Annotated in this window: 23 protein-coding genes and 1 tRNA gene; 23 read left to right on the plus strand and 1 reads right to left on the minus strand. The window is 42.5% G+C overall.

All coding sequences use genetic code 11. From position 1 onward, the window contains the following. The first annotated feature begins 34 nt into the window (after nucleotides 1-34). From HMPREF2917_RS10015 to purH, 19 genes are all read left to right on the plus strand, one after another. Nucleotides 35-122, plus strand: a tRNA-Ser gene (locus HMPREF2917_RS10015). A 62-nt stretch (nucleotides 123-184) separates the two neighbouring features. Beyond that, complete coding sequence (gene mreC / locus HMPREF2917_RS10020) at nucleotides 185-1,003, plus strand: rod shape-determining protein MreC (RefSeq protein WP_070590584.1); 819 nt, start codon at nucleotides 185-187, stop codon at nucleotides 1,001-1,003. A 1-nt stretch (nucleotide 1,004) separates the two neighbouring features. Next, nucleotides 1,005-1,505, plus strand: a complete 501-nt coding sequence (gene mreD, locus HMPREF2917_RS10025; protein WP_070590585.1) for a rod shape-determining protein MreD — start codon at nucleotides 1,005-1,007, stop codon at nucleotides 1,503-1,505. Between the two features lie 93 nt (nucleotides 1,506-1,598). Then, nucleotides 1,599-2,840: a peptidoglycan hydrolase PcsB gene (pcsB, locus tag HMPREF2917_RS10030; RefSeq protein WP_070590587.1), complete on the plus strand. Its 1,242-nt coding sequence runs from the start codon at nucleotides 1,599-1,601 to the stop codon at nucleotides 2,838-2,840. Between the two features lie 180 nt (nucleotides 2,841-3,020). Further along, nucleotides 3,021-3,995, plus strand: coding sequence for a ribose-phosphate diphosphokinase (locus HMPREF2917_RS10035; RefSeq protein ID WP_070590591.1), 975 nt, complete (start codon nucleotides 3,021-3,023; stop codon nucleotides 3,993-3,995). Nucleotides 3,996-4,043: 48 nt separating this feature from the next. Beyond that, the gene (locus HMPREF2917_RS11570; protein ID WP_176745968.1) at nucleotides 4,044-4,184 is read left to right on the plus strand and encodes a hypothetical protein; all 141 of its coding nucleotides are present in this window, start codon (nucleotides 4,044-4,046) and stop codon (nucleotides 4,182-4,184) included. Between the two features lie 279 nt (nucleotides 4,185-4,463). Then, nucleotides 4,464-5,117 carry an LPKTxAVK-anchored surface protein gene (locus tag HMPREF2917_RS10040; RefSeq protein WP_070590593.1) on the plus strand — a complete coding sequence of 218 codons (654 nt, stop codon included), beginning with the start codon at nucleotides 4,464-4,466 and terminating at the stop codon, nucleotides 5,115-5,117. An 89-nt stretch (nucleotides 5,118-5,206) separates the two neighbouring features. Next, the gene (gene srtB, locus HMPREF2917_RS10045; RefSeq protein WP_070590596.1) at nucleotides 5,207-6,058 is read left to right on the plus strand and encodes a class B sortase, LPKTxAVK-specific; all 852 of its coding nucleotides are present in this window, start codon (nucleotides 5,207-5,209) and stop codon (nucleotides 6,056-6,058) included. Between the two features lie 154 nt (nucleotides 6,059-6,212). Further along, nucleotides 6,213-7,394, plus strand: coding sequence for a pyridoxal phosphate-dependent aminotransferase (locus tag HMPREF2917_RS10050; protein ID WP_070590598.1), 1,182 nt, complete (start codon nucleotides 6,213-6,215; stop codon nucleotides 7,392-7,394). Then, a complete protein-coding gene (gene recO, locus HMPREF2917_RS10055) occupies nucleotides 7,378-8,157 on the plus strand; it encodes a DNA repair protein RecO (protein WP_070590601.1) in 780 nt (259 codons plus the stop codon). Before HMPREF2917_RS10050 ends, recO begins: the two co-directional genes overlap by 17 nt. Further along, the gene (gene plsX, locus HMPREF2917_RS10060; RefSeq protein ID WP_070590603.1) at nucleotides 8,154-9,149 is read left to right on the plus strand and encodes a phosphate acyltransferase PlsX; all 996 of its coding nucleotides are present in this window, start codon (nucleotides 8,154-8,156) and stop codon (nucleotides 9,147-9,149) included. Before recO ends, plsX begins: the two co-directional genes overlap by 4 nt. Nucleotides 9,150-9,152: 3 nt before the next feature. Further along, nucleotides 9,153-9,401, plus strand: a complete 249-nt coding sequence (locus tag HMPREF2917_RS10065) for a phosphopantetheine-binding protein (protein ID WP_070590605.1) — start codon at nucleotides 9,153-9,155, stop codon at nucleotides 9,399-9,401. 150 nt (nucleotides 9,402-9,551) lie between these two features. Then, nucleotides 9,552-10,259 carry a phosphoribosylaminoimidazolesuccinocarboxamide synthase gene (gene purC, locus HMPREF2917_RS10070; RefSeq protein ID WP_070590608.1) on the plus strand — a complete coding sequence of 236 codons (708 nt, stop codon included), beginning with the start codon at nucleotides 9,552-9,554 and terminating at the stop codon, nucleotides 10,257-10,259. 63 nt (nucleotides 10,260-10,322) lie between these two features. Continuing rightward, nucleotides 10,323-14,048 carry a phosphoribosylformylglycinamidine synthase gene (locus tag HMPREF2917_RS10075; RefSeq protein ID WP_070590611.1) on the plus strand — a complete coding sequence of 1,242 codons (3,726 nt, stop codon included), beginning with the start codon at nucleotides 10,323-10,325 and terminating at the stop codon, nucleotides 14,046-14,048. A gap of 12 nt (nucleotides 14,049-14,060) precedes the next feature. Continuing rightward, complete coding sequence (gene purF / locus HMPREF2917_RS10080) at nucleotides 14,061-15,500, plus strand: amidophosphoribosyltransferase (RefSeq protein WP_003009289.1); 1,440 nt, start codon at nucleotides 14,061-14,063, stop codon at nucleotides 15,498-15,500. 210 nt (nucleotides 15,501-15,710) lie between these two features. Next, entirely contained in the window at nucleotides 15,711-16,733 is a 1,023-nt protein-coding gene (gene purM, locus HMPREF2917_RS10085) for a phosphoribosylformylglycinamidine cyclo-ligase (protein ID WP_070590613.1), read from the plus strand. Then, the gene (gene purN / locus HMPREF2917_RS10090) at nucleotides 16,733-17,287 is read left to right on the plus strand and encodes a phosphoribosylglycinamide formyltransferase (protein WP_070590616.1); all 555 of its coding nucleotides are present in this window, start codon (nucleotides 16,733-16,735) and stop codon (nucleotides 17,285-17,287) included. Before purM ends, purN begins: the two co-directional genes overlap by 1 nt. A gap of 43 nt (nucleotides 17,288-17,330) precedes the next feature. Continuing rightward, nucleotides 17,331-17,795 carry a GNAT family N-acetyltransferase gene (locus tag HMPREF2917_RS10095; RefSeq protein WP_070590619.1) on the plus strand — a complete coding sequence of 155 codons (465 nt, stop codon included), beginning with the start codon at nucleotides 17,331-17,333 and terminating at the stop codon, nucleotides 17,793-17,795. A 1-nt stretch (nucleotide 17,796) separates the two neighbouring features. Then, complete coding sequence (gene purH, locus HMPREF2917_RS10100) at nucleotides 17,797-19,344, plus strand: bifunctional phosphoribosylaminoimidazolecarboxamide formyltransferase/IMP cyclohydrolase (RefSeq protein ID WP_070590622.1); 1,548 nt, start codon at nucleotides 17,797-17,799, stop codon at nucleotides 19,342-19,344. Between the two features lie 54 nt (nucleotides 19,345-19,398). On the opposite strand, the gene HMPREF2917_RS11850 is transcribed toward purH, so the two are convergent. Further along, the gene (locus tag HMPREF2917_RS11850; protein ID WP_070590624.1) at nucleotides 19,399-20,418 is read right to left on the minus strand and encodes a GBS Bsp-like repeat-containing protein; all 1,020 of its coding nucleotides are present in this window, start codon (nucleotides 20,416-20,418) and stop codon (nucleotides 19,399-19,401) included. 182 nt (nucleotides 20,419-20,600) lie between these two features. Here HMPREF2917_RS11850 and purD point away from each other — a divergent pair, with 182 nt between their 5' ends. From purD to HMPREF2917_RS10125, 4 genes are all read left to right on the plus strand, one after another. Continuing rightward, complete coding sequence (gene purD, locus HMPREF2917_RS10110) at nucleotides 20,601-21,863, plus strand: phosphoribosylamine--glycine ligase (protein WP_070590626.1); 1,263 nt, start codon at nucleotides 20,601-20,603, stop codon at nucleotides 21,861-21,863. Nucleotides 21,864-22,047: 184 nt separating this feature from the next. Continuing rightward, nucleotides 22,048-22,536, plus strand: a complete 489-nt coding sequence (purE, locus tag HMPREF2917_RS10115; protein WP_003015335.1) for a 5-(carboxyamino)imidazole ribonucleotide mutase — start codon at nucleotides 22,048-22,050, stop codon at nucleotides 22,534-22,536. Further along, nucleotides 22,523-23,614, plus strand: a complete 1,092-nt coding sequence (gene purK, locus HMPREF2917_RS10120) for a 5-(carboxyamino)imidazole ribonucleotide synthase (RefSeq protein ID WP_070590629.1) — start codon at nucleotides 22,523-22,525, stop codon at nucleotides 23,612-23,614. The genes purE and purK overlap by 14 nt, the downstream gene beginning before the upstream one ends. Nucleotide 23,615: 1 nt before the next feature. After that, the gene (locus HMPREF2917_RS10125) at nucleotides 23,616-23,873 is read left to right on the plus strand and encodes a hypothetical protein (RefSeq protein ID WP_141751558.1); all 258 of its coding nucleotides are present in this window, start codon (nucleotides 23,616-23,618) and stop codon (nucleotides 23,871-23,873) included. Nucleotides 23,874-23,937: the final 64 nt, after the last annotated feature.

Consider the following 23,937-nt stretch of genomic DNA (forward strand, 5'->3'; position numbering starts at 1 on the left):
AGGTCGGTGGTTCGAGTCCACTCGTGCCCATTTTGGAGAATTACTCAAGAGGCTGAAGAGGACGGTTTGCTAAATCGTTAGGTCGGGTAACCGGCGCGGGGGTTCGAATCCCCCATTCTCCGTATAATTTCCAAGTTTGAGATTTCATCTCAAACTATTTTTTATATTTTTGAAGGTTTTATCTATGTTCTTGAATCGATTCTTTAAAATTTTTAGTTTTGTGTTTGTTTTAACTGTTTCAGGAATTTTATTTCTTTTTCCATCTGTTAGAACTTCGATTGTTTTAAAATCTTCTGATCTATTAGCTATTGTTGATAAGGCAGTATCGGTACCATTTGTTGTTGTGGAATCTAAGGCAAAGGATTTAAAGAATTTATCTGAATTAAATGATGAAAACTGTTCGTTAAAATCACGTCTTTATCAAAAGGATATTGACCAGTCAAAACTTAACCGTTTGGAATCAGAAAATAGAGAATTAAAGGATTTGATGTCAATCAAGAATTCTGTATCGGGTTCTAAACAAGTCGTTAGTGAGATTATTGACCGTAATTATGGTTCGTGGGATCAGGAATTTGTTATTGATAAAGGTAGTTCAGATGGAATTTCTGATTCTATGTTTGTTCTTTCGTCTGGTGGCGTCATTGGTGTGGTAGAAAGTATAGAGAAAAATTCTAGCAAAGTGAAATTATTAGTCGAAGATACTATTTCTTCACAACACCTGACGTTTAAAATTGAGAGTCAAGGTCAATCTATTTTTGCTTTATTAAATGGTTATGACGAGAAGACAGGTGAGTTTCGGTTGTTGCAAATTGGTGATCCAGTTGAAATTAAAAAAGGATCTCTGGTTTCAACAAGTGGTTTAGGAAAATATAAGAGTAGTGACTTACCTCTTGGTACAGTGACTTCTACTCAAAAGGCATCTGATCAGTTAGGTCAAGAAATTCGTGTGAAACCAAAGGCTAATTTAGATGTTAATCGTTATGTACTATTGATCGGAGAGTAGTGTGAAAGTCATACGTAAGTACCATTTTTTCCCTTTAATCTTATTCTTATCTTTATTTGTTGACGGGCAGATCTCTTTTCTTATTTCTCGTTTCTGTCCAAACTCCTTTGAACCTACTTCATTTTTATTTCTATATGGTTTTATGTTATTGAGTCTCTATTTCTCTGAGATAGCTAGTATTTGGTGGGGAGTCTTCTTTGGTTTTTGTTTTGATGTGTATTTTTTACACACTCTAGGAATTGCATTCATAGTATTTCCTATACTACAGGTGATTTTTTATCGGTGTAATCAGATTATTTTGGTCAATCGATTGACTCGTTTTTTTACATTTTTATTAACAATTCTATTATTTCAGATTTTAACAAATCTTCTTTTGTTTCTTTTTATCGGCATAAAATTTAACTGGATTACACTAATTATTTACCAAATTTTTCCAAGTTTAATTTTGAATGTGCTTCTATTAATAGTATTACAGCCTTTACTTGAAAAGATTTATTTATAAACTCGAAATAAAAATGTAACAATAGCGTAATATAAATTTTTAAAAAATTTGTTATACTAGTTAGTGTCTTATTAGAAAGGGAAAATTTATCTAATGAAGAAAAAATTATTTGCCACAATCTTATTGAGTACAGTTGCTTTATCACAAGGTGCTGTCGTAGCTGGTGTATCAGCTGACTCAACAGATGATAAGATTGCTGCTCAAGATAACAAAATCAATAGTATTAATCAACAACAACAAAGTGCACAAGCTCAGGTAGATCAAATCCAAGGTCAAGTATCTGAAATTAAACAACAACAAGAAAATCTTCAAGCTGAAAATGACCGTTTGAATGAAGAATCTGAACGATTGTCAGCTGAGATCGATGAGTTGTCAAAAAATATTGTAGCTCGTCAAGAATCTCTTGCAAATCAAGCACGTAGTGCTCAAACAACTGGGACTGCAACAAGCTATATTAATGCGATTGTTAGCTCTGGATCTTTGACAGAAGCTATCTCACGTATTTCTGCTATGAATGAAATTGCAGATGCTAACAACAAAATGTTGCAAGAGCAAAAACGTGATAAAGAAGATATTGCACAAAAACAAAAAGAAAACAACGACGCTATCAATACTGTTATTGCAAATAAACAGCAATTAGAAGATGATGCGCAAGCTTTGTCAACTAAAGAAGCTGAGTTGAAAGTGGCACAATTGAATTTGGCAGCTGAAAAATCATCTGCTGAAAACGAAAAGAACGCTTTGTTGCAACAAAAAGCTGAAGCTGAAAAAGCAGCGGCAGCAGCGGCAGCAGCTGAGGCAGCTTACCGTGCAAAACAAAAAGAACAACAAGCAGCTGTAAAAGCTTCTGCTAATACAACTCTTCAAGCACAAGTTCAGGCAGCAGCACAAACACCTGCTGCAACATCAGCGGCTGCACAAACTCAAGCAGCAGCTCAACCTGCTGTTCAAACTCAAGCAGCAGCAGCTCCAGCAGCAACTGTTTCTCGTCCAACTTATAGTACATCTGCATCATCTTATCCAGTTGGTGAATGTACATGGGGTGCGAAGACATTGGCTCCATGGGCTGGCGATTACTGGGGCAACGGTGGTCAATGGGCTGCAAGTGCAGCGGCTGCTGGATTCCGTACAGGATCTCAACCACAAGTTGGTGCTATTGCATGTTGGAATGATGGTGGATATGGACACGTAGCAGTCGTTACAGCTGTTCAATCTACAACAAGTATCCAAGTTTCTGAATCTAACTATAACGGTATCCGTAGTATTGGTAACTACCGTGGTTGGTTTAACCCAACAACAGCTCAAGGTACTGTTACTTATATCTATCCAAACTAAGAATTAAAAAGAAGCAGAACATTTGTTCTGCTTCTTTTTGTGAAAGATTGTCGGTAGAGCTGGATTTTGTATTTTCCATAAATTAATATTTGAATATTTGCTTAAAAAGCGATAAAATGATTACAGGAGAAATTTGTGCTGACTGTACAATATGGTTTTTAGATTTTACTGGAGGAAATCATGTCATTTTCTGATTTAATGCTCTTTGCTTTGTCGTCAAATCAAGAATTGGCTCAACGTGTGTCTCGTGAAATGGGGCTACCGCTTGGAAAGTCAACGGTTCGTCAATTTTCTGATGGAGAAATTCAGGTTAATATTGAAGAATCAATCCGTGGGAAAGATGTTTATATTTTGCAATCCACTAGCTCACCGGTTAATGATAATCTTATGGAAATTTTGATTATGGTAGATGCGTTGAAACGGGCAAGTGCGCAATCCGTTAATGTGGTGATGCCGTATTACGGCTATGCCCGTCAAGACCGGAAAGCTCGAGCTCGTGAACCAATCACTTCTAAGTTGGTGGCTAATATGCTTGAAGTCGCTGGAGTGGATCGTCTGTTGACAATTGATTTGCACGCTGCTCAAATTCAAGGCTTCTTTGATATTCCTGTTGACCACTTGATGGGTGCGCCTTTGATCGCCGACTATTTTGAACGTCGAGGGATGATTGGAAAAGACTATGTTGTTGTCAGTCCAGACCATGGTGGTGTGACTCGTGCTCGAAAATTAGCTGAATTTTTGAAGACACCGATTGCGATTATTGATAAACGTCGAAGTGTCGATAAGATGAATACGAGTGAAGTGATGAATATCATTGGGAGTGTTGAAGGCAAGACTTGTATTTTGATTGATGATATGATTGATACAGCTGGGACAATCTGTCATGCCGCGGATGCTCTTGCAGAAGCAGGTGCTGTTGAAGTTTATGCGAGCTGTACTCACCCTGTTTTATCAGGCCCAGCGATGGACAACATCCAAAAATCAGCCATTAAGAAGTTGGTGGTGTTGGATACGATTTATCTACCGGAAGATCGATTAATTGATAAGATTGAGCAAATTTCGATTGCGAAACTCCTTGCAGAGGCCATTGTTCGCATTCACGAAAATCGTCCTCTTTCACCTCTGTTTGAAATCGGAAATGCCAAAAAATGTTAACAATAAGGAGGCTGAAAAACAGCCTCTTTTGTTTAGGAGGAAATACAAATGGGAATCAGACAATGGTGGCAAGCGCTAAAAAAAGAAAAGAAGCGAAAAGAACTAATTCGAGCGGCTCAAAAACTAGAAAACAAGGTGGATCCAAGTATACCGAAGAAGACTCTACCCAAAAATCGTGCGGTAAAATAGGAAATAATTGGAGTGGAAAAGAAGAGGGAACTGGTAAAATCAGGGAAGTTCTGTCTATTTCATAGAGAAACGATTGAGTAAAAGTGTCCAAAAACCGAAAAATTCTAATAGATGAGTATAATATATCTCTAATTCATAATTTTAGGGATCAAATAGAAAGAAATCTTAATTTTTTTTAAAAAAATTGATAAAAACTCTTGACAACAGAAATATATCCTAGTATACTAGTCATAGTTACGAAGTAACGAATATTTTTAAACTATAAAAGGAGATAAAACAATGAAAAAAGTTTTATTATCATCAGTAGCAGCTCTTGCAGTATTTGCAGCAGCAGCTCCAGCATTCGCAGCAGATACTACAGGACGTCCAGTTTATAAAACTGAAAAAGGTGGAGACACACCTACTTTAAGTGAACTTAAAGGTGAAGCAACTCCAGCCGCACCAGCATCTTCAGCCACAGAAAAACACCCAGGTGCTACTCAAGTTGACCCATCTATCGGCAAAGGTACTCCAGTTGATAAAAAAGGTGATGTTTCTACTGCAAACTACGATGGAAACAAATTTGCTGATACATCTAAAGAATTAACTGCTGTTCCAGCACCTGAATATTTCACTCAAGGTCTTGACCTATGGAATGGTAGCCAACATGGTACTTTCCGTACTGAAGAAGGTGTTCAAACAATCGAAGTTACAAACCCACATGATGGAACTAAATGGTTGGTAGATGTTCAGGTTAAAGCTGGAGCTAACACTCCTAGCGGATTCTACGCTACTGCAATTAGTGGTTCATTGCGTCCAGCATCTTCAGATGCTAAAGCAGCAGCTAAAGCAGCTGAAGAAAAAGCAGAAGCAGCTAAAGCTGGTAAAGACGGTATGGCTTCATCTGCAAAAGCTGGTGAAAAATCACTTCCAAAAACTAGCGCAGTTAAATAATTTCTAATTAATTAGCTCATAAAAATATCACTGAGTCCTTGGGCTCAGTGTTATTTTTTAGATAAAATCATTTTGAGGAGATCGATTGAATGAAAAGAGCTGGAGAAAAAAAGTCAAATAAATTAGGTTTCGTAATTGCTGCCTTTGCGGCAGTCGTTGTGGTTGTAGTTGGATTCCTATTCTTCAATCCATTTGGTGGAAAGGCCTCTAATACGGCTAAGAAAACTGGAACTTCTGGAAGTAGTTCTTCTACCCAAGCTGTGAAGTATGAACCTAGTCAAGAAGAAAAAGATTACTTAAAGAATCGTTTTGCCCAATTAACTTCTGTGAACCCTGAAGCAATCGCTTATGTCTACGCACCGGGTACTGAATTGGATGAACCTGTTGTACAAACTGGTGATAATGCAACCTACTTAGATAAAACGTTTGATGGTGGTTATCAACCATATTTGGGTACTGTCTTCATGGATACAGATAATAAGAAAGATTTCAGTGACCGTTTGACCTGGTTGTTTGGTCATGCTCGTGGTAGTAAGGTTGGTGATCATCGTATGTTTAACGATGTCAACTACTATGACAAACAAGATTACTTTGATCAACACCCGTATGTTGTCATTGAGACACCTGAGCGCAAGTATTATTATGAAGCTATGTGCTTGGTCATTGTTCCTGAAACAACTGCTTTCTATCGTACTAGCTTTAAGGACGACAAAGACTTTACGACTCAGTTGAAGAAGGTCTATGAAGATGGTCAAACTAAGAATCCAAATATTAAAATCAAAGCATCTGATAAATACTTGGTATTGTCAACTTGTCGCGAAGAGGATGAAACGATTCGTGCAAACCTCTACCTTCGTCAAATTCCTGATTCAGAAATGAAGGATTTTGTGGCAAAACATGCAGATCAATTGACATATGTGGCAACACGTGGTCAACAATAATGACTTGAAAGACTTAGCATTGCTAAGTCTTTTTTGTATGGAAGGATTGTTGAAATGTCCTTTGATAGTGAGCAAAAGATGGGGATCTGGCTTGTTCTTTTGCGATGGGGTTCTATTTATAGTATAATGAATATAAGTGTTTTGGAGGTGTTCTATGGATTTAACGAAACGTTTTAATAAAAATCTGAATCGGATCGAAGTTTCTTTGATTCGTCAGTTCGATCAATCAATTTCTTCCATTCCTGGTGTCTTGCGTTTGACTTTGGGGGAACCGGATTTTACAACTCCTGAACATGTAAAAGAAGCAGGAAAGGCTGCCATTGATGCGAATTTTAGCCATTACACTGGGATGAGTGGTTTGCTGGCTTTGCGTGAGGCTGCGAGTCAGTTTGTGGCGGATAAATATGGTATTCACTATCGTCCTGAAGATGAGATATTGGTGACGATCGGTGCGACTGAAGCCCTATCTGCAACCTTGACAGCAATCTTGGAACCTGGAGATGTAGTACTTCTTCCAGCACCGGCCTACCCTGGTTATGAACCCATTGTGAATTTGGTTGGGGCGGAGATTGTCGAAATTGATACGACGGCAGATCGTTTTGTTTTGACTCCTGAAAAGTTGGAAAAGGCGATTCTAGAGCAGGGTGAAAAATTGAAGGCTGTTATTCTCAATTATCCAGCTAATCCAACGGGTGTTACTTATTCGCGCGAACAGATGGCAGAATTAGCTGCTGTCTTAAAAAAATATGAAGTCTTTGTGATTTGTGATGAAGTCTATTCAGAGCTGACTTATACTGGAGAAGCGCATGTCTCTATGGCCTCCTTCATTCCTGAGCAGACCATTGTTATTAATGGCTTGTCCAAATCTCATGCCATGACAGGCTGGCGGCTTGGCTTTATCTTTGCGCCTGCTGCATTGACGGCCCAACTCATCAAGAGCCATCAGTATTTGGTAACGGCTGCTGGAACCATGAACCAGTATGCTGCGATCGAAGCTTTGACGGAAGGTCGAGATGATGCGGAGCCGATGAAGAAGGAATATGTGAAGCGTCGTGATTATATTATTGAACAGATGTCCGCGCTTGGGTTTGAGATGATTAAGCCAGATGGAGCTTTTTATATTTTTGCTAAAATCCCAGCTGGTTATAATCAAGATTCCTTTGCTTTCTTGCAGGATTTTGCGCGTGAAAAAGCGGTTGCTTTCATTCCTGGTGCTGCTTTTGGTCAATATGGTGAAGGCTATGTGCGTTTGTCGTATGCAGCCAGCATGGAGGTTATCAAGGAAGCTATGAAACGCTTGAAGGAGTATATGGAAGAACATGCTGGAGTCAATTGAGACCCGGGGAATTGTCCTGTATAATCGGGAGTTTCGTGAGGATGACAAGCTGGTCAAAATCTTCACAGAGAAGTCAGGGAAGCGGATGTTTTTTGTGAAACATGCGGGAAAATCACGGTTGAATCCCATGTTGCAACCTTTGGTAACGGCAGATATGTTGTTGAAAATCAATGATGATGGGTTGAGTTATATTGATGATTTTCAAGATGTGCAGATTTATAAGAAAATTAATGCAGATCTTTTTGCCCTTTCTTATGCGACCTATGTTCTGGCGCTTGCAGATGCAAGTATTCAGGATAATCAGGTGGATCCGGCCCTGTTTGCTTTTTTGGAAAAGACCTTGTCTTTGATGGAAGAGGGACTGGATTATGAGGTTTTAACCAATATTTTTGAGATTCAGATTCTATCACGATTTGGAGTTGTCTTGAATCTGCATGAATGCTGTTTCTGTCATCGGGTTGGACTTCCTTTTGATTACTCTTTTCGCTATAGTGGGGTCCTTTGTCCGGATCATTATGATCAGGATGAGAGACGTGCTCACTGGCATCCGAATGTTCTCTATTTATTGGATCAGTTTCAAGCAGTACGATTCAGTGAGTTAGAGACGATTTCCCTACAAGCGGAGATGAAAGCAGCTCTACGTCAGGCAATCGATCAGTTGTATGAGGAGTATGTAGGGATCCATTTAAAAGCTAAAAAGTTTATCGATTCCTTGAGTGACTGGGGAGCGATTATGAAAGATTCATCTGGAGGTGAAACATGAAAAAAATTGCAGTAGATGCAATGGGGGGCGATAATGCACCTCAAGCCTTGGTAGAAGGTGTGAATCAAGCCATTCGTGATTTTGATGATATTGAGATTGTCTTATATGGCGATGAGGCAAAAATCAAAGACTATTTAACCGCAACAGAACGTGTATCGATTGTGCATACGGAAGAAAAAATCGATTCAGATGATGAGCCAACGCGGGCCATTCGTCGGAAAAAACAGGCTTCGATGGTCTTAGCTGCCAAGGATGTGAAGGATGGTAAGGTCGATGCCATGCTATCTGCAGGAAATACAGGTGCGCTATTGGCGGCTGGTTTCTTTATCGTTGGCCGCATCAAAGGGGTGGAACGCCCTGGCTTGATGTCGACACTTCCAACGGTTGATGGTCGTGGCTATGATATGCTAGACTTAGGGGCCAATGCGGAAAATACACCAGAGCACTTGCATCAGTATGCTGTGATGGGATCCTACTATGCTGAAAATGTTCGTGGGATTCAAAAACCACGCGTGGGTCTATTGAACAATGGGACAGAAGCTAGTAAGGGAGATCCTTTGCGCAAGGAAACCTACCAATTGTTATCTGAGGATGAGTCGATTCATTTTGTTGGAAACGTGGAAGCGCGTGACTTGATGGATGGTGTTGCTGATGTCGTTGTGGCGGATGGTTTCATGGGAAACGCTGTCTTGAAAACGATGGAAGGAACGGCTTTTGGGATCTTGAAGCAATTGAAACAAGCAATTGCCACAGGAAACTGGAAGGCGAAATTGGGAGCTTTTCTGCTCAAGGACCGTTTGAAATCATTGAAGCAAACCTTGGATTTCTCAGATGTTGGAGGAGCGGTCTTGTTTGGCCTTCAAGCACCTGTTGTTAAAACGCATGGTTCGAGTGATGCCAAAGCTGTCTATAGCACGATTCGTCAGATTCGGACCATGTTAGAGACAGATGTTGTTGGAAAATCAGTGAAGGAATTATCGAAGGAAGGGTAATGTATGAGTAAACAAAACGAAATTTTAGTTACAATTGAGGAATTTCTCAAAGATCGCAAGGGTCCAGACTTTCAAGTATCTTTGGAATCTGACTTACGTAAGGATTTACAGGCGGATTCTGTTGAATTGATGGAATTTATTATCAATCTTGAGGATGAATACCAAATTGAGATTCCGGACAAGGCTATTGATGAATTTAACACAGTAGGGGATATTGTCGACTATATCGAAAAACGAACTGCTGGTCACTAATGAAAAAGGGATCGTTCAGAGATTATTCTGGATGACCTTTTTTTCTGTCCTTTTTATTCGGATTCTGCTTATATTGTACGGAATTTTATTGAAAATACACTTTGTATGTGATAGAATGAAGGTGATAAAATACGAAAGGCGAACAAAGTCATGACCAATCAACTGATTTATACTGGAAAAGCTAAGGATATCTATACTACTGAGGACGAACATGTGATTAAGTCGGTCTATAAGGACCAGGCAACCATGCTAAATGGTGCTCGTAAGGAGACTATTAAAGGAAAAGGTGTGCTAAATAATCAGATTTCGTCTCTTATTTTTGAAAAATTGAACGCTGCGGGTGTGGCTACTCACTTTATTGAACGTATCTCTGATACCGAACAATTGAACAAGAAGGTTACCATCATTCCTTTGGAGGTTGTGCTTCGTAACGTGACTGCGGGTTCTTTTTCTAAACGTTTTGGCGTGGAAGAAGGTTTGGATCTGGAAACTCCAATCGTTGAATTTTACTACAAGAACGATGAGTTGGATGATCCATTCATCAATGATGAGCATGTCAAATTCTTGGATATTGCCAACGATGAGCAAATTGCTTATATCAAGGAAGAAACACGTCGTATCAATGAATTGCTGAAAGATTGGTTTGCACAAATTGGTCTTCGTTTGATTGATTTCAAATTGGAATTTGGTTTTGATAAGGATGGCAAGATCATCTTGGCAGACGAATTCTCTCCAGATAACTGCCGCCTTTGGGATGCTGAAGGGCACCATATGGACAAGGATGTTTTCCGTAGAGATTTGGGCAGTTTAACGGATGTATATCAGGTTGTGTTGGAGAAATTACAGGGCTTGAAGTAATCTTTTTGAAACGGAAAACCTTCGTCTTCGATAACCTATTTGAATAGAAATAAAGGAAATAAAATGGATAAACGTATTTTCGTTGAGAAAAAAACTGATTTTCGTGTGAAATCGGACTCTTTAGTAAAAGAATTACAGCATAATCTTCAGTTGAAAACGTTGAATGATCTTCGGATTGTTCAGGTTTACGATGTCTTTGGTTTGGTAGAGGACTTGTTTGCGCGTGCGGAAAAACATATCTTCTCTGAGCAAGTGACTGATACTGTTTTAGATGAGGCTGCGGTTCAGGCTGATCTTGAGAAATATGCTTTCTTTGCTATCGAAAGCTTGCCTGGTCAATTTGACCAACGTGCGGCATCTTCACAAGAAGCTTTGCTTTTGCTTGGTAGTTCAAATGACGTAACAGTGAATACAGCGCAATTGTACTTGGTTAACAAGGATATCGATGCGAATGAGTTGGAAGCTGTTAAAAACTACCTTTTGAACCCAGTGGATTCTCGTTTCAAAGATATCACTGTTGGTATTGCGAAACAGGATTTCTCTGAGTCTGACAAGACCATTCCAAGCTTGGATTTCTTTGAAACTTATACGGCAGAAGATTTTGCACAGTATAAGGCTGAGCAAGGATTGGCAATGGAAGTGGATGACCTTCTCTTCATTCAAGATTACTTCAAATCCATTGGACGTGTACCAACTGAGACTGAGCTTAAGGTTTTGGATACTTATTGGTCTGACCACTGCCGTCACACAACTTTCGAAACTGAGTTGAAAAACATCGACTTCTCAGCTTCTAAATTTGAAAAACAATTGCAAGCGACTTATGACAAGTATATTGCCATGCGTGATGAGTTGGGACGTACAGAAAAACCTCAAACCTTGATGGATATGGCGACTATTTTTGGCCGTTATGAGCGTACTAATGGTCGTTTGGAGGACATGGAAGTGTCTGATGAAATCAATGCCTGCTCAGTTGAAATTGAAGTAAATGTCAATGGTGTCAAAGAACCATGGCTTCTTATGTTCAAGAATGAAACACACAACCACCCAACGGAGATTGAACCATTTGGTGGAGCGGCTACTTGTATCGGTGGTGCCATTCGTGACCCATTGTCAGGTCGTTCATACGTTTACCAAGCCATGCGTATCTCAGGTGCTGGTGATATCACGGCTCCAATTTCAGAAACTCGCGCTGGTAAATTGCCACAACAAGTGATTTCTAAAACAGCGGCTCATGGTTATTCTTCATATGGTAACCAAATTGGTTTGGCAACAACTTATGTTCGTGAATACTTCCACCCAGGTTTCGTTGCTAAGCGTATGGAGCTAGGTGCAGTTGTCGGTGCGGCTCCTAAGGAAAATGTTGTCCGTGAAAAACCTGAAGCAGGTGATGTGATTATCTTGCTTGGTGGTAAGACTGGACGTGACGGTGTCGGTGGTGCGACAGGTTCTTCTAAAGTTCAAACGGTTGAATCTGTTGAAACAGCTGGTGCTGAGGTTCAAAAAGGGAATGCCATCGAAGAACGTAAGATTCAACGTCTTTTCCGTAATGGGGATGTGACACGTCTTATCAAAAAATCAAATGACTTTGGTGCTGGTGGTGTCTGTGTGGCGATCGGTGAATTGGCAGATGGTCTTGAAATTGATCTAGACAAAGTGCCATTGAAATACCAAGGTTTGAACGGTACAGAAATTGCTATCTCAGAATCTCAAGAACGGATGGCTGTAGTGGTTCGTCCAGAAGATGTAGATGCTTTCGTTGCTGAATGTAACAAAGAAAATATTGATGCTGTTGTCGTTGCAACAGTAACTGAAAAACCAAATCTTGTCATGCACTGGAATGGTGAAACCATCGTTGATTTGGAACGTCGTTTCCTTGATACAAACGGTGTACGTGTGGTTGTAGATGCTAAGGTGGTTGACAAGGATGTCAAGCTTCCAGAAGAACGTAAAACATCTGCTGAAACACTTGAAGCGGATACTCTTGAAGTCTTGGCTGATCTGAACCATGCCAGTCAAAAAGGTTTACAAACCATCTTTGATAGCTCAGTTGGTCGTTCAACAGTCAATCACCCACTTGGTGGTCGCTACCAAATCACACCAACGGAAGCTTCTGTACAGAAATTGCCAGTCCAACATGGCGTGACAACAACTGCATCTGTTATGGCGCAAGGATTCAACCCTTATGTAGCAGAATGGTCTCCATATCATGGCGCTGCCTATGCGGTCATTGAAGCAACAGCTCGTTTGGTTGCTGCTGGTGCAAACTGGTCTAAGGCTCGCTTCTCTTACCAAGAGTACTTCGAGCGGATGGATAAACAAGCAGAGCGTTTTGGTCAACCAGTAGCAGCTCTCCTTGGATCCATCGAAGCTCAGATTCAACTTGGTCTGCCATCTATCGGAGGGAAAGACTCGATGTCTGGTACCTTTGAAGAATTGACAGTACCACCAACCTTGGTTGCTTTTGGGGTGACGACTGCAGATAGCCGTAAGGTTCTTTCTCCAGAATTCAAAGCTGTTGGTGAAAATATTTACTACATCCCAGGTCAAGCTTTGGCACAAGAAATTGACTTTGATCTTATCAAGTCTAACTTTGCTCAATTTGAAGCCATCCAAACTAACCACAAAGTGACAGCTGCATCAGCTGTTAAATATGGTGGTGTGGTTGAAGCTCTTGCCCTTGCAACATTTGGTAACCATATCGGAGCAAACGTCGAATTAGCTGACCTTGACACTAGCTTGACAGCCCAATTGGGTGGATTCGTCTTCACATCGCCTGAAGAAATTGCAGGTGTTGCCAAGATTGGACAAACAGTAGCTGACTTTACACTTACTGTCAATGGTGTAACGCTTGATGGACACAAACTTGACAGTGCCTTCCAAGGTAAATTGGAAGAGGTTTACCCAACGGTATTTGCGCAAGCAACTGAGTTGGAAGAAGTACCTGCTGTTGAAACAGATGCTGTGATTAAAGCTAAAGAAACAGTTGAGACACCAGTGGTTTACATCCCAGTATTCCCAGGTACTAACTCTGAATACGATTCAGCTAAGGCCTTCGAAAAAGAAGGTGCAAAAGTCAACTTGGTGCCATTTGTCACACTGAATGAAGAAGCGATTGTCAAGTCTGTTGACACTATGGTTGACAACATCGAAAAAGCTAATATTATCTTCTTTGCAGGTGGCTTCTCAGCAGCGGATGAACCAGACGGATCAGCTAAATTCATCGTGAACATCTTGCTCAATGAAAAAGTACGTGCAGCTATCGATGGCTTCATCGAACGTGGTGGTTTGATTATTGGTATCTGTAACGGATTCCAAGCCCTTGTCAAATCAGGTCTTCTTCCATATGGTAACTTTGAAGATGCAAGCAGCACGAGTCCAACCCTCTTCTACAACGATGCCAACCAACACGTGGCTAAGATGGTGGAAACACGGATTGCCAACACCAACTCACCATGGCTTGCCGGAGTAGAAGTTGGTGACATCCATGCCATCCCAGTATCACACGGTGAAGGGAAGTTTGTCGTGACAGCTGAGGAATTTGCAGAGCTTCGTGACAATGGTCAAATCTTTAGCCAATACGTTGATTTCGAAGGCCAACCAAGCATGGATTCTAAATACAATCCAAATGGTTCTGTCCATGCAATCGAAGGAATTACCAGCAAGAACGGTCAAATCATCGGGAAGATGGGTCACTCAGAACGTTTTGAAGATGGTCTCTTCCAAAATATTCCAGGAAATAAAGATCAACATCTCTTTGCATCAGCAGTTCAATACTTTACTGGAAAATAAAAGGTATACAACATGACATACGAAGTAAAATCTCTTAATGAAGAATGTGGTATTTTTGGGATCTGGGGACACCCAGATGCTGCAAAACTGACTTATTTCGGATTACACAGTCTTCAACACCGTGGTCAAGAAGGGGCGGGGATCCTTTCCAATGATGCGGGTCAATTAAAACGGTATCGTGACACGGGGCTTCTCTCAGAAGTATTTCGAAATCCTGCTAACTTGGATAAGTTGACGGGGACGGGAGCGATTGGCCATGTTCGCTATGCGACAGCTGGGGAAGCTTCGGTGGATAACATCCAGCCCTTCCTCTTTCGCTTTCATGATACCCAGTTTGGACTGGCTCACAACGGGAATTTGACCAATGCCAAGTCCCTCAAACGGGAGTTGGAAAATAACGGGGCGATCTTTAGCTCAACTTCTGACTCAGAAATTTTGGCCCACTTGATTCGTCGGAGCCACAACCCTTCTTTCATGGGTAAGGTGAAAGAAGCCCTGAATACGGTGAAAGGTGGATTTGCTTACCTTCTCATGCTGGAAGATAAGCTGATTGCGGCCTTGGATCCAAATGGTTTCCGTCCTCTTTCGATTGGGAAAATGGCCAATGGCGCTATCGTAGTTTCCTCTGAAACCTGTGCCTTTGAAGTGGTTGGTGCTGAGTGGATCCGCGATGTGAATCCGGGTGAAGTCGTGATCATCGATGATAACGGCATCACTTACGATAACTATACAACGGACACCCAATTGGCTGTTTGCTCAATGGAGTATATCTACTTTGCCCGCCCAGACTCCAATATCCAAGGGGTCAATGTCCATACAGCCCGTAAACGTATGGGGGCTCAATTGGCACGTGAATTCAAACATGAAGCAGATATTGTGGTCGGTGTACCTAATTCATCACTTAGCGCAGCCATGGGATTTGCGGAAGAATCTGGCCTACCAAATGAAATGGGCTTGATTAAAAACCAATATACCCAACGGACCTTTATTCAACCAACACAAGAACTACGGGAGCAAGGGGTTCGGATGAAGCTCTCTGCCGTATCCGGTGTCGTGAAAGGCAAACGGGTTGTCATGATTGATGATTCTATCGTACGTGGGACAACATCACGTCGAATTGTGAAGTTATTGAAAGAAGCAGGAGCTACAGAGGTCCACGTAGCAATCGGTAGCCCAGCCCTTGCCTACCCATGTTTCTACGGGATCGATATTCAAACACGTAAGGAATTGATTGCTGCCAATCACACAGTAGAGGAAACACGCGATATCATTGGTGCAGATAGCTTGACGTATTTGTCAATCGATGGCTTGATTGATTCTATTGGAATTGATACAGATGCTCCAAATGGCGGTCTTTGTGTAGCTTACTTTGATGGAAAATATCCAACGCCTTTGTATGACTACGAAGAACGCTATGTGGAAAGTTTGAAAGAACATACTTCTTTCTATTAAGAGTAGTGCAAAAGAAAAGGAATGAAACAAATGACAAATAAAAATGCTTATGCTCCACGTCTCACTACTGACTAAAAGCTAAAGCATTTGTCAGTAGACGCTTTGCCCTATGGGACCAAAGCTAGAGACCTGACTAGTATTTTTAGATAAAAAAATTGTTTATCAAAAAATACGTCGCACTCTTTCTCAAAAAAAGAAAAGGATTAAAAAATGACAAATAAGAATGCATACGCTCAATCTGGCGTAGACGTTGAAGCGGGTTATGAAGTTGTTGAACGGATCAAAAAACATGTGGCTCGTACGGAACGTGCTGGTGTCATGGGAGCTCTTGGTGGTTTCGGTGGCATGTTTGATCTTTCAAAAGCAGGTGTCAAAGAGCCTGTTTTGATCTCAGGTACAGATGGTGTTGGTACTAAGCTGATGCTTGCCATCAAGTACGACAAACACGATACGATCGGTCAAGACTGTGTGGCCATGTGTGTTAACGATATCATCGCTGCAGGTGCGGAGCCCCTTTACTTCCTTGACTATATCGCAACTGGTAAAAATGAACCAGCTAAATTAGAGCAGGTCGTTGCTGGTGTTGCAGAAGGTTGTGTGCAGGCTGGTGCAGCCCTTATCGGTGGGGAAACGGCTGAAATGCCTGGTATGTATGGTGAAGATGACTATGATTTGGCTGGGTTTGCTGTCGGTGTTGCAGAAAAATCTCAAATCATTGACGGTTCAAAAGTAGCTGAAGGGGATGTGATTCTTGGACTTGCTTCAAGCGGTATCCACTCAAATGGTTACTCACTTGTTCGTCGTGTCTTTGCGGATTACACAGGTGAAGAAGTTCTCCCAGAATTGGAAGGCAAAAAACTTAAAGACGTTCTTTTGGAACCAACTCGTATCTACGTCAAAGCAGCTTTGCCACTCATCAAAGAAGAATTGGTTAACGGTATTGCCCACATCACAGGTGGTGGTTTCATCGAAAATGTACCACGTATGTTTGCGGATGACTTGGCTGCTGAAATTGACGAAAGCAAAGTGCCAGTTCTTCCGATTTTCAAAGCCCTTGAAAAATATGGTGAAATTAAACATGAAGAAATGTTTGAAATTTTCAACATGGGGATTGGTCTCATGCTTGCAGTGAAACCAGAAAATGTGGAACGTGTCAAAGAACTTCTTGACGAACCTGTTTATGAAATCGGTCGTATTGTGAAGAAAGATGGCGCAAGTGTGGTGATTAAATAATGGCTAAAAGGATTGCTGTTTTTGCCTCTGGCAACGGGTCAAACTTTCAGGTGATTGCAGAACAATTTCCGGTAGAGTTTGTCTTTTCAGATCACCGGGATGCCTATGTCTTAGAACGTGCCAAGAACCTTGGTGTGGTGAGCCATGCCTTTGAACTCAAGGAATTTGACAATAAAGCAGCTTATGAAGAAGCGATTGTTCACCTCTTGAATGAACACCAAATTGACTTGGTTTGCTTGGCGGGTTATATGAAAATTGTTGGCCCAACCTTGCTAGCAGCTTATGAAGGCCGTATTATCAATATTCACCCGGCTTATCTCCCTGAATTTCCAGGTGCTCATGGTATTGAGGATGCTTGGAATGCAGGCGTTGCTGAGAGCGGTGTGACTATCCATTGGGTGGATTCTGGCGTTGATACCGGTAAGGTTATTCAGCAAGTGCGCGTGCCGCGCCTTGAAGGGGATACCCTTGATACTTTCGAAACTCGCATCCATGAAACAGAGTACAAGCTCTATCCAGAAGTCTTGGAACGTTTGGGAGTGGAGAGGAAGTAAGAAGGAAATCAAGTTTTGATTGTGTAATCTTGGTAGGAGAAAAATGATTAATCTAAAATTAGTAGATGAGAGCAGTTTTCAGACAGTGCTGGATTTGAAAATATCTGAAGCTGATGAACGAGCACGTTTTGTAGCTCCTAATGTTCGTTCTTTAGCTGACGCATGGCTCTACCGAGAGAATGGGGATGTGTTTCCAATGGCAATCTATTGGAATGAGCTAGTAGTTGGTTTTCTACTGTTGGAAATAGATAAGGATGAAGCAGAATACTTTATCTGGCGGATAATGATTGGCCAGCAGTACCAAGGAAAAGGTTATGGACGAAAAGCCTTGGAAGTTCTGATCAAAGAGGCTCAGATGGATAGAGATTGCAACCATATTATCGCAGATTATGTAGTTGGAAATGAAAAAATGAAGTACCTGCTGACTAGTTTGGGTTTTCAGGAAACAGGATTTATAGAAGAAAATAACGAAGTCGCTATGCGCTTGGATCTAAAGAAAGAGGAATAGAATGACTAAACGCGCACTAATTAGTGTTTCAGACAAAGCGGGTATTGTTGAATTTGCCCAAGAACTTAAAAAACTTGGTTGGGACATTATCTCAACTGGTGGTACTAAAGTTGCCCTTGACAATGCTGGGGTGGATACCATTGCCATCGATGATGTGACTGGTTTCCCAGAAATGATGGATGGTCGTGTGAAGACTCTTCATCCAAATATCCACGGAGGTCTTCTTGCTCGTCGTGACCTCGATAGCCACCTTCAAGCGGCTAAGGACAATAAGATCGAATTGATCGACCTTGTTGTGGTCAACCTTTATCCGTTCAAGGAAACTATTCTCAAACCAGACGTAACTTACGCTGACGCGGTTGAAAACATCGATATCGGTGGACCATCCATGCTTCGTTCAGCAGCGAAGAACCATGCTAGCGTAACAGTTGTGGTAGACCCAGCTGACTATGCTGTGGTGCTTGACGAATTGGCAGCCAAGGGCGAAACAAGTTACGAAACTCGCCAACGTTTGGCAGCGAAAGTCTTCCGCCATACGGCAGCCTATGATGCTTTGATCGCAGAATATTTCACTTCTCAAGTGGGTGAAGAAAAACCTGAAAAACTCACTTTGACTTATGATCTCAAGCAACCAATGCGTTATGGTGAAAACCCTCAACAAGACGCAGACTTCTACCAAAAGGCCTTGCCAACGGATTACTCCATTGCTTCCGCTAAACAGTTGAATGGGAAAGAATTATCCTTCAACAATATCCGTGACGCTGATGCCGCTATCCGGATCATCCGTGATTTCAAAGACCGTCCAACTGTTGTGGCCCTCAAACACATGAACCCATGTGGGATCGGTCAAGCTGACGACATCGAAACTGCTTGGGACTACGCTTATGAGTCTGACCCAGTATCCATCTTCGGTGGTATTGTCGTTCTCAACCGTGAGGTGGACGCTGCGACAGCTAAGAAGATGCATGGCGTTTTCCTCGAAATCATCATCGCGCCAAGCTATACAGATGAAGCGCTTGAAATATTGACAACCAAGAAGAAAAACTTGCGGATCCTCGAATTGCCATTTGACGCTCAAGATGCTAGTGAAGTGGAAGCAGAATACACTGGTGTTGTTGGTGGTCTCCTCGTTCAAAACCAAGACGTCGTCAAAGAAAGTCCCGCTGACTGGCAAGTGGTTACCAAACGCCAACCAACTGATACAGAAGCGACAGCTCTTGAGTTTGCTTGGAAAGCTATCAAGTATGTCAAATCAAATGGGATTATCGTGACGAACGACCACATGACACTTGGTGTTGGCCCAGGTCAAACCAATCGTGTGGCATCTGTCCGTATCGCTATTGATCAAGCTAAAGACCGTCTTGACGGCGCCGTCCTTGCTTCCGATGCCTTCTTCCCATTTGCAGATAACGTAGAAGAAATTGCCAAAGCAGGTATTAAAGCGATCATCCAACCAGGTGGCTCTGTCCGTGACCAAGAGTCGATCGAAGCGGCTGACAAATATGGCTTGACCATGATCTTTACAGGTGTGAGACATTTTAGACATTAATCAAAAAAGGCACTCATTCAACGATGAGTGTCTTTTCTGCTGGTTATGAAGGCCTTAATCTGGGTAGATGTAGGTGACAGTTCCCCAGATGGGGTTGGTTGGATCGAACCAACCGCGGAAGTTGTCGATATAGCGATGGCCGTTGTAGTTCGCCTCTTGGATCTGAATTTTTTGGTCATGTTCGACGTCTGTAACCAAGGCGACATGGCCATATCCCCCATCATCCCAACAGGCGATGGCACCGACCTCTGGAGTGTCTCCTGTCCGGAATCCAGCAGCGCGTGCGCTAGCTGCCCACATTCCGCCATTTCCCCACCAGTTGTGGGCCCAAGGGGCTAATTCTTTGGCTCCCCAGGTGCACTCACCAATGGGGTAGGTGTTTCCCGGATGTGTCGCGAGTGGAGTGAGCTTTGGCTTTGCCTTTTCTACTTGAAATGTAGTGGGGAATAGCCCTTTTAGTTGTCCCTTGCTTTTCTGATAGACATGTAGGTGAAATAGCCCGCTTCCCTTGTGTTTTTGAGCTTGAAAGCGCAGTTGGAAATGTCCAGGTGCGACCTTCTTTGCTGGATACCAGACCAGATCATCTTGCCCATTTTCTTCAGACCAGATGGGGAAGACAATCTCGTCAACGTCTTCGAACAACTTTAGGTCTACCTCAAATTCTTGTTGGGAGATGGGTGTGATCGTAATCTTTGGCTGGGAGGAAGCCAGGTCTTTTTGCTGGACGCTGGTCGTGAGAGGGTAAAGACCGGTTAGCTGTTCATTTGCCTCCACTCCATAGACATGGACATGATAAAGTCCGGCTTGATCAGAATGGTTGGTCAATGGCACTTGTAGGTCAAATCCCTTGTCACTGCGTTGCACAGGATACCAAATCAGGTCATCTTGGCCATTTTGGTCAGACCAGACGGGAACTTGGATATTTTGATACTTATCCGGGACGTTTCCAAGATGAATCACCAGCTGCCCTTTTTCGGCATAGATAGCATTGGTCGCTTGATCTGCATGGGCAATAGAGGCTTGCATCCCCCATGTCGCACAAGTCAGTACAACAAATTTTTTGATTGTTTGCATAATACTCCTTTTCGTCAATTAGTAGGTCTCACCTATACTATTCGGAAAAAAATGAGAAATAGGAGGAAATAGCAAAAAATGTTTGGATTCTACTGAAAATAGGAGACTTTTGCTGAAATCATTAGAATAAAACGAACGATTATGATATAATTTAATAAAATAATTCGCAAAAGAGGTTCGAGATGAAACTTTTGGTTGTTGGTTCTGGCGGTCGTGAGCATGCGATTGCCAAGAAATTGTTGGAGTCTAAAGACGTTGAGCAGGTTTTTGTGGCTCCTGGTAATGACGGGATGCGATTAGATGGTCTGGATTTGATCAATATCGGAATTTCCGAACATTCTAAGCTGATTGACTTCGCAAAAGTCAACGATATTGCTTGGACCTTTATCGGTCCAGATGATGCCCTTGCGGCTGGAATCGTGGATGATTTCAATGCAGCGGGTCTCAAGGCATTTGGTCCGACCAAGGCTGCGGCTGAGCTGGAGTGGTCCAAGGATTTTGCTAAGGAAATCATGGTCAAATACGACGTTCCGACAGCAGCCTATGGCACATTTTCAGATTTCGAGGAAGCCAAGGCCTACATTGAAGAAAAAGGCGCTCCAATCGTCGTCAAGGCAGACGGTTTGGCCCTTGGGAAAGGTGTCGTCGTTGCGGAGACAGTCGAGCAAGCCGTCGAAGCTGCTCACGAGATGCTTTTGGACAATAAATTCGGTGATTCAGGTGCGCGTGTGGTCATCGAGGAATTCCTTGACGGGGAAGAGTTCTCTCTCTTTGCCTTTGTCAATGGGGACAAGTTCTACATCATGCCTACGGCTCAGGACCACAAACGTGCCTACGATGGTGACAAGGGTCCGAACACTGGTGGGATGGGTGCCTATGCGCCAGTTCCCCACTTGCCACAGAGCGTGGTTGACACAGCGGTTGACACCATTGTCAAGCCAGTTCTTGAAGGCATGATTAAAGAAGGACGTCCCTACCTTGGTGTCCTTTACGCGGGTCTTATCTTGACAGCTGATGGACCGAAAGTCATCGAGTTCAACTCACGCTTTGGAGACCCTGAAACACAAATCATCTTGCCTCGTTTGACATCTGACTTTGCACAAAACATCACTGACATTTTGGATGGCAAAGAGCCAGCTATCACTTGGACGGACAAGGGTGTGACACTAGGCGTGGTTGTAGCATCAAACGGCTATCCACTCGCTTATGAGAAGGGTGTCAAGCTTCCAGCCAAGACAGAGGGCGACATCATCACTTACTATGCTGGAGCGAAATTCGCTGAAAATGGACAAGCCCTCCTCTCAAACGGCGGACGCGTCTACATGCTGGTCACAACAGCAGACACCGTCAAAGACGGCCAAAATATCATCTACAACGAACTCAACAAACAAAACACAGAAGGCCTATTCTATCGAAATGACATCGGTAGCAAGGCTAACAAATAAATTTTAAACGCGACGAAGTCGCTAAACTAAGATAATGGTCGCCGTGGTGAAAAGACCAGAACAGCATCTGTTCTGGTCGGGGGAAACTTTGAGACCTTAGGCTCAAAGTTTAGGAATGAAACCGAAGGTTTGCTTCCGTCCCCACCACCTAAGACCATTATCAAAAAAAGAAAAAGGATTAAAAATGAAACCAGTAATTTCCATTATCATGGGCTCAAAATCCGACTGGGCAACCATGCAAAAAGCTGCTGAAGTCCTCGACAACTTCGGCGTCGCTTACGAAAAGAAAGTTGTCTCTGCTCACCGGACACCAGACCTCATGTTCAAACATGCCGAAGAAGCACGTAGCCGTGGCATCAAGGTCATCATCGCGGGTGCAGGTGGCGCAGCTCACTTACCAGGGATGGTCGCAGCTAAAACGACCCTTCCGGTTATCGGCGTACCCGTCAAATCACGTGCCCTTAGTGGTGTGGATTCTCTTTATTCTATCGTTCAGATGCCAGGTGGAGTGCCTGTTGCAACCATGGCAATCGGTGAAGCTGGTGCGACCAACGCGGCCCTCTTTGCCCTCCGTCTCCTTTCAGTAGAGGATCAGGCTATTGCGACAGCGTTGGCGGATTTCGCAGAAGAACAAGGAAAAATCGCAGAGGAGTCTACAAATGAGCTCAACTAAAACCATTGGCATCATCGGTGGTGGCCAGCTGGGTCAGATGATGGCGATCTCAGCTATCTACATGGGACACAAGGTTATCGCACTGGATCCAGCAGCTGATTGTCCAGCTTCCCGTGTGGCGGAAATCATCGTGGCCCCTTACGACGACGTAGACGCCCTTCGTCAGTTGGCTGATCGCTGTGATGTTCTCACTTATGAATTTGAAAATGTCGATGCTGATGGTTTAGACGCCGTTATTAAAGATGGACAACTCCCACAAGGGACAGACCTGCTTCGCATCTCCCAAAATCGCATTTTTGAGAAGGACTTTCTTTCCAACAAGGCACAAGTCACTGTGGCTCCTTACAAGGTCGTGACCTCAAGCAAAGACTTGTCAGATATCGACCTCTCGAAAAACTATGTTCTCAAGACGGCGACCGGTGGTTACGATGGCCATGGTCAGAAGGTCATTCGTTCAGAAGCGGACTTGGAAGAAGCCTATGCTTTAGCCGATTCAGCAGACTGTGTTTTAGAAGAGTTTGTCAACTTTGACCTTGAGATTTCAGTCATCGTGTCTGGAAATGGCAAGGATGTGACAGTCTTCCCAGTTCAAGAAAATATCCACCGCAACAACATTCTTTCAAAAACCATTGTGCCTGCTCGCATTTCAGAAAGTCTAGCTGAAAAAGCCAAAGCCATGGCAGTACGAATCGCTGAACAACTGAACCTCTCTGGTACCCTCTGTGTGGAAATGTTTGCGACAGCTGATGACATCATTATCAACGAAATCGCGCCTCGCCCACACAATTCAGGGCATTATTCGATCGAAGCCTGCGACTTTTCACAGTTTGACACTCATAGCTTGGGAGTTCTCGGAGCATCACTTCCTGCTATTCACCTCCATGCGCCTGCTGTCATGCTCAATGTACTCGGCCAACACGTCGAAGCTGCTGAAACATATGTGACAGAAAATCCAAGCGCTCACCTCCACTTATATGGTAAACTAGAAGCAAAGCACAACCGCAAAATGGGACATGTGACCTTGTTTAGTGATGAGCCTGATGAAGTTGAGGAATTTGGGAAAGGGATTGATTTTTAAAATGGTAGAAGAATTCGATGATGTATTCGAAGATGATATTACTACTCTAACATTTACTTATGCGGACGATGTAGAGATTCCAGAAATTCCTGATGCAGAAGGGATCCATGTTGTAGAGATAACAAATAATCAATTAGTTATAAAGCATATCCGCGATGATGATGAGGTCTATGATTATATAAAGAGTTTTGGATTAACAAGTCGCCCTATAAAACTTTCGATTGAATTTTGTGTTTACGAAGATTCTGAGGAAGAATAGTATTTAAATTGAATGGGGAGAATTTAGGATTCAACTCATCGTCAACTCATTTGTTAAACAAGAG

It is taken from the genome of Streptococcus sp. HMSC061E03 (genome assembly GCF_001813505.1).
Classification (GTDB): Bacteria; Bacillota; Bacilli; order Lactobacillales; family Streptococcaceae; genus Streptococcus.

Bases quoted from the DNA above. Each gene is read 5' to 3' on its own strand.
- mreC (WP_070590584.1), top strand. From the start codon at position 185: ATGTTCTTGAATCGATTCTTTAAAATTTTTAGTTTTGTGTTTGTTTTA.
- pcsB (WP_070590587.1), top strand. From the start codon at position 1,599: ATGAAGAAAAAATTATTTGCCACAATCTTATTGAGTACAGTTGCTTTA.
- HMPREF2917_RS10035 (WP_070590591.1), top strand. From the start codon at position 3,021: ATGTCATTTTCTGATTTAATGCTCTTTGCTTTGTCGTCAAATCAAGAA.
- HMPREF2917_RS11570 (WP_176745968.1), top strand. From the start codon at position 4,044: ATGGGAATCAGACAATGGTGGCAAGCGCTAAAAAAAGAAAAGAAGCGA.
- HMPREF2917_RS10040 (WP_070590593.1), top strand. From the start codon at position 4,464: ATGAAAAAAGTTTTATTATCATCAGTAGCAGCTCTTGCAGTATTTGCA.
- srtB (WP_070590596.1), top strand. From the start codon at position 5,207: ATGAAAAGAGCTGGAGAAAAAAAGTCAAATAAATTAGGTTTCGTAATT.
- HMPREF2917_RS10050 (WP_070590598.1), top strand. From the start codon at position 6,213: ATGGATTTAACGAAACGTTTTAATAAAAATCTGAATCGGATCGAAGTT.
- recO (WP_070590601.1), top strand. From the start codon at position 7,378: ATGCTGGAGTCAATTGAGACCCGGGGAATTGTCCTGTATAATCGGGAG.
- plsX (WP_070590603.1), top strand. From the start codon at position 8,154: ATGAAAAAAATTGCAGTAGATGCAATGGGGGGCGATAATGCACCTCAA.
- HMPREF2917_RS10065 (WP_070590605.1), top strand. From the start codon at position 9,153: ATGAGTAAACAAAACGAAATTTTAGTTACAATTGAGGAATTTCTCAAA.
- purC (WP_070590608.1), top strand. From the start codon at position 9,552: ATGACCAATCAACTGATTTATACTGGAAAAGCTAAGGATATCTATACT.
- HMPREF2917_RS10075 (WP_070590611.1), top strand. From the start codon at position 10,323: ATGGATAAACGTATTTTCGTTGAGAAAAAAACTGATTTTCGTGTGAAA.
- purF (WP_003009289.1), top strand. From the start codon at position 14,061: ATGACATACGAAGTAAAATCTCTTAATGAAGAATGTGGTATTTTTGGG.
- purM (WP_070590613.1), top strand. From the start codon at position 15,711: ATGACAAATAAGAATGCATACGCTCAATCTGGCGTAGACGTTGAAGCG.
- purN (WP_070590616.1), top strand. From the start codon at position 16,733: ATGGCTAAAAGGATTGCTGTTTTTGCCTCTGGCAACGGGTCAAACTTT.
- HMPREF2917_RS10095 (WP_070590619.1), top strand. From the start codon at position 17,331: ATGATTAATCTAAAATTAGTAGATGAGAGCAGTTTTCAGACAGTGCTG.
- purH (WP_070590622.1), top strand. From the start codon at position 17,797: ATGACTAAACGCGCACTAATTAGTGTTTCAGACAAAGCGGGTATTGTT.
- HMPREF2917_RS11850 (WP_070590624.1), bottom strand. From the start codon at position 20,418: ATGCAAACAATCAAAAAATTTGTTGTACTGACTTGTGCGACATGGGGG.
- purD (WP_070590626.1), top strand. From the start codon at position 20,601: ATGAAACTTTTGGTTGTTGGTTCTGGCGGTCGTGAGCATGCGATTGCC.
- purE (WP_003015335.1), top strand. From the start codon at position 22,048: ATGAAACCAGTAATTTCCATTATCATGGGCTCAAAATCCGACTGGGCA.
- purK (WP_070590629.1), top strand. From the start codon at position 22,523: ATGAGCTCAACTAAAACCATTGGCATCATCGGTGGTGGCCAGCTGGGT.
- HMPREF2917_RS10125 (WP_141751558.1), top strand. From the start codon at position 23,616: ATGGTAGAAGAATTCGATGATGTATTCGAAGATGATATTACTACTCTA.